Source organism: Paenibacillus oryziterrae, from assembly GCF_042610485.1.
Classification (GTDB): domain Bacteria; phylum Bacillota; class Bacilli; order Paenibacillales; family Paenibacillaceae; genus Paenibacillus_AQ.
Genome location: NZ_JBGJZO010000019.1, coordinates 80995 through 95095, shown reverse-complemented (window position 1 = coordinate 95095; position 14101 = coordinate 80995). Strand labels below are relative to the sequence as shown.

7 protein-coding genes and 2 tRNA genes are annotated in these 14101 nt (G+C 50.6%); 3 read left to right on the top strand and 6 right to left on the bottom strand.

Annotated features, from left to right (window positions below; genetic code table 11):
* Nucleotides 1–604: 604 nt before the first annotated feature.
* The 3 genes from ACAN55_RS17965 to ACAN55_RS17955 form a co-directional block, all read right to left on the bottom strand.
* Nucleotides 605–693, bottom strand: a tRNA-Ser gene (locus tag ACAN55_RS17965).
* Nucleotides 694–699: 6 nt separating this feature from the next.
* Nucleotides 700–775 (bottom strand) — tRNA-Asn (locus tag ACAN55_RS17960).
* Between the two features lie 197 nt (nt 776–972).
* Nucleotides 973–1725: an MBL fold metallo-hydrolase gene (locus ACAN55_RS17955; RefSeq protein WP_379135826.1), complete on the bottom strand. Its 753-nt coding sequence runs from the start codon at nt 1723–1725 to the stop codon at nt 973–975.
* 127 nt (nt 1726–1852) lie between these two features.
* Between ACAN55_RS17955 and ACAN55_RS17950 the strand changes: the two genes are divergently transcribed.
* Entirely contained in the window at nt 1853–2281 is a 429-nt protein-coding gene (locus ACAN55_RS17950; protein WP_379135823.1) for an Lrp/AsnC family transcriptional regulator, read from the top strand.
* A gap of 91 nt (nt 2282–2372) precedes the next feature.
* Here the strand turns inward: ACAN55_RS17950 and ACAN55_RS17945 are convergent, their stop codons facing one another.
* Both ACAN55_RS17945 and ACAN55_RS17940 read right to left on the bottom strand, forming a co-directional pair.
* Complete coding sequence (locus ACAN55_RS17945; RefSeq protein ID WP_379135820.1) at nt 2373–9206, bottom strand: S-layer homology domain-containing protein; 6834 nt, start codon at nt 9204–9206, stop codon at nt 2373–2375.
* A 300-nt stretch (nt 9207–9506) separates the two neighbouring features.
* On the bottom strand, nt 9507–9971 hold the full coding sequence (locus ACAN55_RS17940; protein ID WP_379135818.1) for a SprT family protein: 465 nt from the start codon (nt 9969–9971) through the stop codon (nt 9507–9509).
* A gap of 120 nt (nt 9972–10091) precedes the next feature.
* On the opposite strand from ACAN55_RS17940, the gene ACAN55_RS17935 reads away from it, so the two are divergent.
* Nucleotides 10092–10448 (top strand): hydrolase/acyltransferase, encoded by a 357-nt coding sequence (locus ACAN55_RS17935; protein ID WP_379135816.1) that lies wholly within the window; start codon nt 10092–10094, stop codon nt 10446–10448.
* Between the two features lie 88 nt (nt 10449–10536).
* Entirely contained in the window at nt 10537–10683 is a 147-nt protein-coding gene (cmpA, locus tag ACAN55_RS17930) for a cortex morphogenetic protein CmpA (protein ID WP_379135814.1), read from the top strand.
* A gap of 104 nt (nt 10684–10787) precedes the next feature.
* Here the strand turns inward: cmpA and ACAN55_RS17925 are convergent, their stop codons facing one another.
* On the bottom strand, nt 10788–13946 hold the full coding sequence (locus ACAN55_RS17925; protein WP_379135839.1) for a discoidin domain-containing protein: 3159 nt from the start codon (nt 13944–13946) through the stop codon (nt 10788–10790).
* Between the last annotated feature and the right edge of the window lie 155 nt (nt 13947–14101).

The following is a 14101-nucleotide window of genomic DNA, read 5'->3' as shown; positions in this document are numbered from 1 at the left end:
GTATACCCCAGAGCGATCAGAGCGTAGATACTGCCTACAGATATTCCGTTAATTAGTTGTTGAATGAAGTACTCCATCGCCATCCTCTTTTCCCTACAATATTCAAAAAAACCTTTCTCTGCCTCACTTGCTTCTTTTTGTATAATGTTATTTACATTAACATAGACTCTAATATTCCGTCACTAGCATTTAATGGTGTTACGATATTGTTCAAAATTTAAAACAAGAACCAACTGTTTTATTGTGTCAGATTCACCGAAAACCGTAGGAATAGAGAGAATAACGCAGATTTTCCCGGAAATTCAGACACTTGATTATCACCCGTTTCTAACCACAATTCGATATTGTGAGATTAAATATATAACATTTGTCTCTTTACAGCTTCGATCCTTCAATTTGCTAAAGTTTTAAATCGACGAACTGCAGAAAAACAAATGTCCTCTCCTGAAAGACTATTTTAGCATGCCTTCTACAGATCATCTAGTACTAAAATCTTCAATTCTATGAACTGTGAACAAAACAAAAAAAGAACCCTCGTTAGAGGGTTCTTTGGTTTGATACATTAATTATTAGGTTTCCATCCCTTACAGGAAGTATTTCGGAACGGAGAGAGAGGGATTCGAACCCTCGCACCGCTTACGCAGTCTAACCCCTTAGCAGAGGGTCCCCTTATAGCCACTTGGGTATCTCTCCAAGTAATGGCTCCCCGAACAGGACTCGAACCTGTGACAACTCGATTAACAGTCGAGTGCTCTACCAACTGAGCTATCAGGGAACATTCACATGAACAAGAAATAATTTAACATGAATCCTGACGTCAGTCAAGGGTATTACAGGTAATATGTAATCGTTTACGATTTTGTTAGATTTTCCATTGATATTCCAGACAACAAATCGCATGTCACATAATCTAACATAACATTTTTCCTCCTGAAACGGATAAAAAGTAGGTAGCAGATCCACGTGTTTGATCTAAAAAACCAGACTCTCTCCATCCCCGGGAATCATTACCCTGCCGGAGAGTCCGGCGTCCTTTAGCCGTATTGTCAAAGCTTCACGGGTGACCAGGCAGTGATTAATGGAGTCCATATGAACAGCGACAACCTTTGTTCCGGGAGCCTCTTCTAACACCTCGGCAATATCCCTTTCATCCATCGTAATTCGTCCGCCTTCCAGAAACTCGGCTCCGCCTGCATTCACCACAGTGACATCCGGCTGATACTCTTCTAATGCGACACTAACCTCTTCACACCAGATGGTATCTCCGGCGATATAAAGAACGGGCTCGCCTTCAGCACGCAGCACAAACCCGGAAACCTTGCCCATTAACTGTCCGATGGCTCCTGTTCCGTGACGTCCGCCTGTTCGTGAGATATGGATGCCCAGGAAGCTCATCACATCCGCAACAGCAGTAACATTGGTAAAGCCTTGCCCTATAATCTTGTCGCTATCCCCTGGCTGACACAATACCGGAAGACTGTGGTCCAGCAGGGATATAGCAGCGGTGTCCCAATGATCTAGATGTAGATGGGTAACCAAAACAGCGTCCGGAGAGAGCCATTCTTCAACAGGTCCGGGCAGCGGAAGAAGCGGGTTCCGGCGGTCATTATTACTATTCATGATAGGCGGGTTCTCGCCCTGCGCACTGAGCATCGGATCAATCAGCAGGGTAACCCCTCCGTATTCCAGCCATAGAGTGGCGTGTCGGACAAGCTGCAGTTTCATGGCAAACACCTCTTTTTTATGATATGGTTCTGCTACAATCAAGTATAGACACGGGCGGGATGAACGTACATTTTCCACTGAAAAGGATTCATGCCTTCTACTTTCATTCTGAAAGGATTTAGACTCAATGAACCAAATGCTGATTGACGACGTCGATTACCGGATACTTCAGCTGCTTATCCAAGATTCCACACTCAGCAACAAGGACATCGGTGAGCAAGTCCATATGACCGGCCAGGCCGTAGGTGCAAGAATACGCAAAATGCGGGATACCGGTGTGATTGAGGGCTATTCAGTGCTCTGGAATCCAGAGAAGCTGGGCCTCAGCGTTCACGCTTTTGTAACGGTGTTCCTCAGTTCGAACAGCGCGCACCAGAGCTTCCGGCAGTTCGTTATGTCCGAGCCGCAGGTTGCTGAGGTCCACAGGGTCAGCGGTGAAGGCTGCTATTGGATGAGAATCCGCACCGAAGATCAAGGGAAGCTGAGTGAAGTGCTGGACCGCCTGCTGCAGTTCGGGAATTATAAGGTAAGTCTTGCGATCGGTACAATAAAGTAACGCTTGAAATTTAGAGTTCCTGAATATTGGGTAAAAAACAACCCGCAGCGGTATCATTCTCCGCTGCGGGTTGTGGCTTTATGTGCACGTATTAAGGATTAAGCAGCTTCATTTCGGTCAGCAGTCGTCTCAGGATGACCGCTGCCTCCGCGCGGCTCGTATTGCTTGTCGGGGCAAAGCTGCCGGAGGGCTGACCATTCATGATGCCTGAAGCGGTCAGTAATTCCACTGCATCCTTCGCCCAGGACGAAATGCCGGAAGCATCCTTGAAGCTGACGAGAGGTCCCGAATTGTCCTTTTCCGTAGCCTGATCATGAAGCAGTTCAAGAGCTCTTGACGCCATAACGGCCATTTGCTCGCGGGTAATCGGAGCATCAGGACGGAACGATCCGTCAGCATATCCCTGAACCAGGCCGAGCAGTGCCGCCGAGCGGGCATCGGCCGCGAACCATGAGGTATCTTTAACATCTGTAAAATCAACTTTGGTAGTCGATACGGACGCTGTCGGCTGCAGGCCAAGTGAGCGAACCAGCATAGCTGCAAACTCCGCCCGGTTGACAGAAGCTCCGGGTGCAAAGCAGCCCTCCGTCTTTCCGTTCAGAATCAGCTTGGATGCCAGCAGATCGATATCCTCTTGTGCCCAGTGGCCAGTGACATCATCAAAGGTTGCACTGTGATCGGCTACCGCAATGACAGCACTTCCGAGACTGCTCTTTACAGTCACTCGGGTCGAGCCGTTAACCGTTTCGAAGAGAGCCGGCACGTATCGGAATGTTCCGGATGGAGCATCAAAAACCATAGCTACCGATGTGGCCGGGTTCATAGCCCCCTCCAACGTAAACACTCTCTCCACATGAACCGCGCCGAGTCTTCCGACAGGCACGGAGGTTCTGCCGTCTGTTACATTCAGTTCAAAGCTGACCGGAGGTCCTGCAAGCTGCAGTCCCTGCTCCTTCGCTTTACCGGTCAAATCTGCAACTTGGCTGCCCGTCTGTTTCGTTACCTTGACTTCAAGAATTCCTCCCGTTAGTCCTGTGTTCTTCAGCGCTTGTTCCGCAAGCGGCAAAGGTAACCGGTACAGCGTACCGCCGCTGTTAATCTCTACGGTGCCTTTTGAATTGGCAGCCACTGCGCTGTGCAGAGCGGCTGCACCAAACCGGACACTGCCATCTTTGTCTGCGGTAACCTCAATAGCTGCATTACCGGAAGTTAAAGGCACTTTAAGCAGCGCATCAAATACAGAGGTGTCGATGCCCGGAGCTGGACTGGTCTGTGGAGCTGACGGCGTCCCTCCACCCGGTCCTTCAGGTGCGACGCCATTCGGCAGAACAACAATTGAATAGTATCTTTCTTTATTGCCCATGTGAACAAAGAAGGTGGCCTGGCCTTCGCCGACAGCCTTCAGTCTGCCGTTCTGGTAGGCAGCTATCCCATTGTTCGCGGTAAAAGTAACCGTTATTCCGTCAGTGATTTCCTGCCCGTCTTTATCCAGAAGCCGAATGGCAGACGAGTCTCCTTTTTTCATAATAAAGGCTTCGGTTTGTCCGTCTTCCAGCTCAATCGAGAAGGGCTTAACGGCAGTGGCGATTCCCTCATCAAGCTCTGTGATGGTAAAGTCCGGAGAAGGATTCACGGCCTGTGCCATCCGGCTGCCACGGATTACCGCATTTCTTACGAGCAGGTCCCCTTGCAGCTTCGACGTAATTTCAATGCCGTTCGTACCCAGTTCGTCGAAGACGTTGTTATCCAGCATAACGCTGTTCATCGTTTTCTCCCCGTGGGCGATCAGTCCGGAGTAGGTGCTGTCCAGCACGGTATTGTCTGACACTATAATTGTACTGTCCATATTCCCTTCTCCGGCGTACAGCCAGATCGCACCGAGATTGATGTCATAACCAGAGTCATAGCTGCCTGTGCGGATCAGCGTATTGCGCTCCACGACAGTGATTCCGTCAAACGGTTCCGCCGTGAATCGGGTTGAAACCGCGATCCCGGCACCATTAGTTATCGTATCCTTGGCAATGTTATCCTGGATTTTGTTGTCTTTACCGCCGAATACAACGATATTGTCCGCAAGCCACGGCAGAGATACGGTATTAAACCGCGCCGTATTATTGACGCTTGGCGTGCGTTCGCTGCCGTTCACGTCCTTCAGCTTATCATCAGTGAAGGACCACATGGCAATTCCGTCATCGCCAGGGTAACGGATATCGCTCTGCTCTATCATGCTGCCGGATGTGCCCACCGCAAAGTTAATACCGTCGGCCATCAGATTGCGAATGCGGAGTCCAACCAGATGAAGCCCGTTAGTACGCGCGGTTTCATGAACCGGCTGGGTCAACCACAAACCCGCTTTGGTGTGCTCGATCCAAACATTCTGGATCAGTGAGCCCTGGCCAAAAGCACCATGAAAGGCATTCGTGTAGGCTTCATCCTCCCGGATATTAATACCCCCGTCAATCATCAGGTCATAGACCCCTACCTTGCCGCCGTGTCCAAAGAACTTAGCTCCTTTCAATGTGGTATACCACATGCCTGCACCGCGGATTTCCGCGGACTGCAGATCCAGAAGGCCATCTCCTACATCAAAAGAACCTTCCGGGAACCATACTCCCTTACCTTCTGCTGTCGCTTGGACGAGTGCAGCCTTAAACGCCGCAGTATCATCCTCATCATCGCCTGAAACGGCTCCGAAGTCAGTAACAGACAGGAAGCCCGCAGGCATGTCAATCGCTGGAGCAATCTGCTCCATATCCACTAAATCAATAACGTAGGTGGAGGCTTCGTCATCTGCTTCTTTTACCAGCTTAATCTCTGCTCCTGCCGGCGCACTGCCGATCAGCTCATGAATTTCGTCGTAGAACCGGTGCGCACTGCCCTGCTTGGGATCATTAGACCATGGGTAGCTGCCGTATTCCCAGGCATATTTGGAAGTCAGATGCAGCTTGCTCTTAACACCGTCCACATACAGAGTTAATGTATCATTGGCGCCTGCGCCATCCGGGCTATCTGGAATGGAGTAGCGCAGCACTAGTGAATTGGCAGCTTCAGCCAATGTGAATTGAACGTAATCACCTTCCTGATTCAGACTTACAGCCTGCCGTCCGGAAGATTCCGAGGCAATCGTGCGGTATTTGCGCGACGGGCTGATAACGGTTCCGTTAGTAGCCGCATCCTCAGCTTCGTACGTAATATAAGGAAGAGTAGCACCGCGGTAATCCTTGTTCACGCTGTTCTTAAGCGTCAGGCTGTCAACAGCTACTGAATCCGAGCCGGATGGCCCGCTGCTCAGTGCAATCGTGTTGATTCCCGCACGCAAGGCGAGCTTCAGCTCAATCTGCTGCCATGCGCCTGACGGATTCAATGTAATGTTCTTTGCATTCAGCCCGTTCACAAGCACACTGGCCGATACCGCCGAATTTCCGCTGTTCTTATAACGGAGAGTTACCATATGTTCTCCGGCTTGCTCCGTATTAACAGTAAACCGCAGCACATCATCACCTTGAAAAGCCTCTACGCCTGGATATACAACATCGGAAGCAATCGGGGTAAAACTCCATAATGAAGCTGCACCTGCCTGCTGATCTGAAACCTCTACCAAGGTGACATCATAGTCCAGCGTTTCTCCGTCAGCCGCATTAACGATGACTTTATAACCGAGCCGGTCTTCTACGATCCACTGTCCAGCCTCAGAGCCATCAAACGGCAGAACTGCTGCTTCTCCGTTCTCCGTAATCGTCAGATAATGCTTAGTCTCCACGTTCATCAGCAGTTTGCGGCCGTTAAAATCACGCCACAGCCACTGTACATGAGCAGCAGATTCCGGATCACTGAGAAGAACCGCTGCACCGTTCTGCTCTGCAAGCACCTCTCCGTCCCTGGTCTCAATCCGGATGATATTACTGTCATCCTGCACCGGTGTTCCCGTGTCGCTGTTCACCGGTTCTCCCGGCGGCAGTACGAAGTCCGCAGGGGCAGTTTCAGTAATCCAGCGTACCTCCTTGGATGTCTCCAGCAGAAGACCATGCCCGGCATAGCCGTTCTTATTGGAGATATTCACATATTCGTCGTCATACATGCCCAGCAGACTGCGGATGGTATAATTCACCCCGTCCGATCCCTGACTGAATGACCACTCGGAGGAACCATCACCGGCAGGCTCACTTGAGACACTGTCCAGATACGGATAATTACTGTTCAGGGTCAAATAATGGCCTGAGCCCCGATTAACAATATACTGCTTGCCGTCTTCCGTGGAAATCATCCAGTGGGAATAACCATTATCTGCCGCCACCTGGCCGTACAGTACTACACCATGCTCATTCTCGTACAGATACTCTCCGCTTGCTTCATTCTTCAACCGTACCGGAACCTCCGGTACCGGCAGCGTCGGATAAGGAACTTCCTCAGCTATAAAACGCGCGCTGTCCGATGCTTCAATTCCCTCAGCTCTGCTGACCCTGAGGACCGGCTGATCGTTCTCATCTCTTGCCGCGTACAAATAATGGCCTGCCCAGCCGCTCTTGAAGGTGGTATTGCCGGATTCATCCATATCCACCGTCCATTTGATGCTGCCCCACGAGTCATAAACCGTTGTAAGGGTCTCTACTGGAATCGTTGGGCTCTCCAAGCTGATGTTGTCATCGCCAAAGGATTGGAGCGACAGGTATCGTCCGGTTCCCCGGTTCTTTAATTTCACTGCACCATTTGCATTATTGATCGGCTGCAACTGCCAGACGAAGGATTCATCATCCGGATCCAACTCGCCGTAAGTTGCCTGGCCAACCGTCACCGGAGCATCGAGTGCGGTCAGGCGTTTTGCACCGGCAGCTTCCTGCTGTGGATTCTGTTCTTCTCCTGCTGCAGTTGCAGATTGCATTTCTTGTCCGTCTTGTCCCGTACCGCTGTCAGCATTATATACTGAATCCGAGACGCTCTGCCTGGATGCACTCAGCGTTTTTTGCTCAGGCACCGGTCCGTCCTTCAAATAGAGTGCTTCATCTCCGGTCCCCCCGATCTTAAAGCGGAAGAGATCGTGCTTCGCTTCAGGAACCTGAACCAATCTCCACTTTGGACTGCCCCATGTCGGGTTAATAACTCCATATTCAGGGTACTTGGTCAGATTTTGCAGCGATATATATTTGACCGGTTTCTGGCCCGGCACATAATCAAGCACGCTGCTGATCAGGTACACGCTGTCCCCTGTATTCTTGGCACTCCACAGGAAAGCCGCAGCCGGAGCATCCGGGTCCGCCAGCGGACTCACGCGGAGATGTCCGTCCGTCATATTGTCCATATTCAGATAGTGACCGGTCTTGCGGTTCTTGAACAGCTTCCGTCCTTCGTATTTCTGGACGGTCCACTGGTCGGACCCGTCACCGCGCATATTGCCGTATTTCAATATGCCTTCGTCGGTTTCATACCAATAAAAAGACTGCCAGCCGCTCTGAATCCGGTAATAATTCCCGGAGCCTCCGGCCGGAAGATTCGGGTCAACCAGCTGCCATTGCGCCTCAAAAGCGGTACCGTCCGCTCCAGCATCTGCCTCGCCTTCCGCCAGGCTGGTCAAGTATACGTTATCCCCGCCCAGGCTCTCGAATGTCCATGAATCATCGAAATCATAAGATTCATTGAATATCCACTGGTCACTGCTTGAGCTTGCACTCACGTTTTGTGCCGAAATGGAACCCCCGTCATATTTCAGATAATGATCCGAGGCGGTGTTGCGAATGCGTTTATGGCCGTCATAATCCTCAACATACCAAAGATATTTGTCCGCTTCTGCCCCGTCAGTACTCAGAGCCCCATATTTCAACTGCCCGTCAGCGGTTTCATACAGATAATCGGAGACAGACTGTTCGAAGGTGTACACCGCGATGCGCACGGGTTTCAGTTTGGACACGGTAACGATTTTCCACTGAGCGGTAAAATTCCCTGCCCATCCCGGCCAACTATTCGCACGGACATGGTTATCGCTCGGCTCCTGCGGAGTCAGCCATGCATCAGCGGGTGGTGAACCTGCTTTAAGGGCTGCATTGGCAAAAGAATAATACCCTGTATCCACTGTAGCGGGATTGTTGTCATTCGCTTCCGCCTGAATCCACTCGCTTAAGGCAGGGGCGGCAGGGTCTACAGCCTTGGAATATATACCCGCCCATGTAATCGTATTCTGCGTGATATAATGTCCCGTAGCCTGATTTCGGAATTTGAAGGTTCCTTCAGCAGAACCCGGCTCAATATACCACTGCGCCGAGGTGTCCCCTAAAGGACGTTTGCCATGCATAAGGTTGCCGTGAGCGTTGCCCTCCTCCTGCACATATCCTGTATCTTCATAAATAACTGAACCTGGATTTGAACGGCTTTCCAGTCGTACAGGCGTCAGGCTCAAATCAAGAAAGGCCCATTGCGGGCTTTCAAAGGTAATATTAATATCGGAGCTGACCTGGGCATACCCCAGCTGGTCCTGTTCGTGAATCGTCAGCTGGCCAGCGGGTTGTGTTGCACTGCGGATCACCATATAACCGGCCCGGCTTGAGGTATCAATGAGCCACTTCTCATTCACTGACGTCTCACTGGTGATTTCTTTCGCTTTTAATGAATCACTTTTTCCGCTATTGCCTTGTACAGTAATGTAGTGATTGGTCTTCACGTTCCGGATCAGCGAGACTCCTCCGGTTGTCGTGACCTTCCAGTGCCCCGAGGTGTCGCCCGGGTTAATCATTCCGTAGCGCACCGTTCCGTCGGAGGCTTCGTACAGGTAATTGCTCTGCCATTTGTTCTGGATAAGTACTGTACCTGTTGGAACAAGATTTGCTCCCGTTCCGCCGCCGTCCCCCGATGCTGCAGCTGCACCATATACGGGCAGACCGGAAAAGACAAGCAGCAGAGCCAGCAGACCCGCAAATGCGGACCTGAATCGCTTCATAAAAAGTACCCCCTCAACCTATGTGATGGACTTCCCCTCCATATTAGGTTGGCACCGCTTACAAGACGATGTGTGATTTTATCCATAAAAAGGTGTATTTGTACGCATGTGTTTAATGCATATATATAATAGAAGAGATTAGATTTTATTTACTTAATTTAGCTAAGAAATATCTGGAATCTTGCCTGAAGAAAAATATACAAACAGCCATTGAACCTCAAAATAGTAAGCGTGAACCGGAACTAAAAAAAGAGGCACCGGTATGGCACCTCATCAATACCCCTTTTATGATTTGCTCCTTTATTCCAGCGTCAACAGCTTCAACTTCCCGGCACAATTCCCGCAGCGGTAACGCTTCGGGTCTACCTTGCGCTTTCGCAGATACTCCGTAGAACAGGAAATGCACTTAAGCTTGTACCGGTAGGGCTGCGGCTTGCGTGCCTTGGCCCCGGGCAGGGTCTGACAATAGCGGCTGCCGCCTACTTGAGCCAGCAGATTCTTGAAATCGGCATCACTGTGCTTATACCCCCTTCGTGCAAGGTGCAGATGGTAGTGGCATAGCTCATGCTTGATAATTTTCGCCGTCTCATCACGCCCGAATTCGGTAAGCTGACTGGGATTAATCTCTATATTATGGCTCTTCATAAAATAACGTCCGCCGGTAGTTCTCAGTCTTGCATTAAATGAAGCTTTATGGCGAAAAGGCACGCCAAAGCTCTCCCGCGATATCTGCTCGATCCACTGCTGCAGTTCTTCATTAGTCATGTCATTCATTATGTGCTCTCACAAATCCTTTCCGCGGGAATCAAGATCCATACTTGAATTGTAACTTGTGCATACGCTAAACTGTCAAGAAGGAAGACAAGTACGGAGGGAGAAAATACGATGCCGAAAATGCGGTTTGTGATCATGCAGCAACAACAAGAGCTTCTGTTCGTAGAAATGCCGGAGGAGTACGCCTATCAGCTCAGCGCTCTTAATCTACGGTTAAATAAAGAGATTGACAAGCTAACTGCTGACAAGGTTCCAAATCTGCCACTGGCTGTGGCGGAATGCGATGCACTGGAGCTGCTCGGCGAGCAACACACATTGGAGTCCGGCCTCGGTTACATTAACCGGCTTGAGCAGGCCTTCGCCTCCATTCAGGAACAGAATTACCCGCTCATTTCGCTGCTGACGGAAATACGGGCACTACAGGCCCAGCTTGAGCAGTGGTATGAAGAGGAAGAAGCCATCGGCTAGTATAATGATTCACTATTAAATCCAGCTGCACCTTTGGTTCCGCTCTTCCATATGCTGTTGTATCTAAGCAGCCAGAGGAGGGAGTCCCTTGCCGCAGTGGCTTTGCAATCAGTTGATGAAAGCTTATTATCGGAAGGACCGCCGTCAGATCAAACTTCTAAATGAATGCTGGTATTTCTACCGCAATTCTGCTGAAGAACGTGATAAAGCACCGTCATACTTACCCAAAAAATAAAATGTTGCACGAAAAAGAGAGCGTCCCGCAGCCATACAAATGGCTGTGAGACGCTCTCTTGCCGTTAAGCAGAAAGTGTAATTTATTCCCGCTCTATGATGAATTTAGTTGTAGACGTTCACCTCGCGGATCGACCACCAGCTGGAAGCTGTGCCGGTTTGAACTACTTTAATGTACCGCGCACTCTGCGAAGTAAAGGTAACCGTGATTACCGGACCGCTGCCAGTACCGGAAGCCACCGCGCTACCCCAAGTGCTGCCGTCATTCGAAACGTAGACCTCATAGCCTCGGGCATAATCGTTATCGCTGCCTGTAGAGTTCATCACAATTTTATTGAAGGATTTCGTTGCCTTCATATCGATGGTGAAGAGCTGCCCTGCTACCATCGCCGTTCCCGTGCTCCAGCGGGTAGCCATACTGCCGTCCAGCAGGTTCGCCGGTACATCGCCGCTAGTCGGTGTTGAGGCTGCCGTCCAACCGGTCCGGCTAAGTGCTGTACCCGTTCCGCTGGATGTAGTAGCTGTAGCCGTATTGCTGGCTGCGGACAGATTACCTGCTGCATCTTTAGCTTTCACAGTATAGCTGTAGGCGGTTGATGGAGTAAGACCTGTGTTGCTATAGCTCGCTGTTGTCGATGTACCGATCAGGGCTCCAGAGCGGTAGATTTCATACCCTGTCACACCTACATTGTCTGTCGAAGCCGTCCAGCTCAGATTAATGACGCTGCTGGAAGCGGCGGTCGCCGTCAGGTTCGCAGGTGTGCTTGGTGCTTGGGTATCGGCAGCCCCATTGCCATATACGTTGACTTCACGGATAGACCACCAGCTTGCATTCGTACCTGTATGCACGACTTTGATATAACGCGCATTCTGCGCCGTGAAATTCACGGTGATTACAGGACCGGTGCCTGTTCCGCTGGCTACCGCGCTGCCAAAGTTTGTGCCGTCAGCCGACACGTATACTTCATAGCCACGGGCATAATCGCCGTCACTTCCTGTAGAATCCATCACAATCTTATTCACATTCTTAGTTGCCTTCATATCCACGGTGAACGAATGGCCCGGAGCCATCGGTACTCCCGTGCTCCAACGGGTAGCCATACTGCCATCCAGCAGGTTGGCCGGTACATCGCCGCTAGTAGGAGAGGATGTTGCTGTCCAGCCGGTCCGGTCAAGCGCGATACCTGTTCCGCTGCCTGCTTGTGTAGTTGCAATAGCCGTATTGCTGGCTCCTGACAGATTGCCGGCAGCATCCTTCGCCTTGACGGTGTAGCTGTAGGCGGTTGATGCCGTAAGTCCGGTGTCACTGTAAGCCGCTGTAATCGATGTTCCGATAAGCGTGCCGTTCCGGTAAATTTCATAGCCGGTCACGCCCACATTATCCGTCGAAGCGCTCCAGCTCAGATTAATCTGGCTGCTGGAGGCTGCAGTTGCTGTGAGATTCGCCGGTATACTTGGTGCGGTGGTATCACCTGCCCCGTTGCCGGCAAATTCCGCAAGTGTCTGTCTCATCGCTTCAGCCGGTGTATTCGCATACACCCGTCCGCCGAGATTATTGACGATATGTGTAATTTCACTGCCTGCCGTTCCGGATAACCATATGGTAGTCGCATGGTGGATTTTCACACCGGTAACATTAGGCACCTCGATGGCACTATCCAGCTTCACGGCTGCATCCCGGAAATAGGAATATACGCCGAGTCCCCAAGCCTCATGGTTTGTGACGGTATCTGCCACTTTATATGAGGCAAATCCGTTGACAGTTCCGTTCTTCGACATCCACGATGCCTGATTAGGAACATCGTATGGAATTTCGGATTGGTAGAAATACAATCGACCGAAATTACCGTTCCATAACGTCTGATATTCATTGTGATGCTCATTAAACAGACCGTATATAGTCACATTGTTGCCGTTAACCACAAGTCCGTTCTTGGACACATTATTTGTCCATGCTGCACCGGCGCCATGATCCGCACGCCAGATCCAGAAGTGGTCACCAATCACGTGATTGCTGTTGATCTTTAAGCTCACATCATTTTTACCTGCTGTAGCTCCTCCGGTTCTGAAGGTAAGGTCATGCAGTGAGGTCGGGTTCGCTGCATGGCTTGCCGCACTGCCTGTCGGACCTACTTCCAGAAGGGAAGGTGAATTCTGCGGACCTGCATCGAAGGTGAGCCCGGCGATTTTGACACCGTCCACATCGGCTACCGACATGGCTGCCTGCCCGTTGTCCGGCACGAGGGTAGGAATACCGATGCCCAGCACAACTGTGTTCGGATTCATGATGCGGATCGTATCATTCAGGTGAAAAATCCCGGGGGTGAACAGCAGGTTTTTACCCTGGCTCAGCGCTGCATTCAGGGTTGCTGCTGTAGCTGTATCCGGACGCGCAATATAGAATTGGTCGATCGAAATGGAAGTGCCCGGTGTTGATCCGTTGGCCCAGCTAGTTCCCTGGGTATTAGTCTGAAGTGCCGGCACAAAAACTTGATACTGCCCGGCTCCGTTAATATAGAGATACGGCTTCTCGCGGATGACGGGAGTCTGATCGACGACTGTATATGGAGGGTCAGGGAATACTCCTGTAGGGGTATTAGTGTCACCTACAAAAACCATATTCCACACACCGTTCGCCCAGCTTCCCCATGAGCTGTTTCTTGAGAACCATTGCTGCTGCGAAGCGGGAAGAACGGCGCCATCCACCTTGGAATCAGCCAGGAATCCGCCGCTTGCCCAGCCTGCGTTCCAGTTGGAATCGAAATCGAAGAGATCCAGTTTCCCTTGAATATGCAGGCGTCTGAGTGGAGCTGCCTGAGATACGGCGATTTGCGTCGTTCCGCTGGACGGGGTAATCGTAAGGTTCTCGATCGCGCGCCAGAAATTCCGGGTTGCGTTCCCGTTATCCCAGTCCGCATTCACATTCAGTCCTCCGGTGATATTGACGTCCCCAGGATTCTGTCCGAGACCGGCTACATGGGTATAGAAGCCCACATTGAAATTGACATTGTACGTACCTGGTTTAAAGAGAAAGGCCGTACGCGAACTTCCGAATTCATTGGATTCCTGTGCAGTAAATACCGAAGAAGTCACGCCCTGGATGTCCGCAGCTGGCATTGTGGGATCAAACACATACACATTCGGACCAAAAATCGTCTGGTTCGCCTCAGCGATTGTTGCCGCCGTTGCAGTACCGGGACCTGCCGAATACAAGCTGATCACAATAGCCAGTGCGGAAAATGCTGAAAATAATCGTTTGACCATTACTGTACCTCCTTCATCAAATAACGTTACAGACAAGCTGTCTTCACGCTGCAACCCAATCGTACGCCAATTATCCAAAAATTGGAGTGTAGTAAAACTAAGAAAGAGTGTATCATTTTTTAGAATATTGCTTTTTTCCCATTTTTTATGATAGT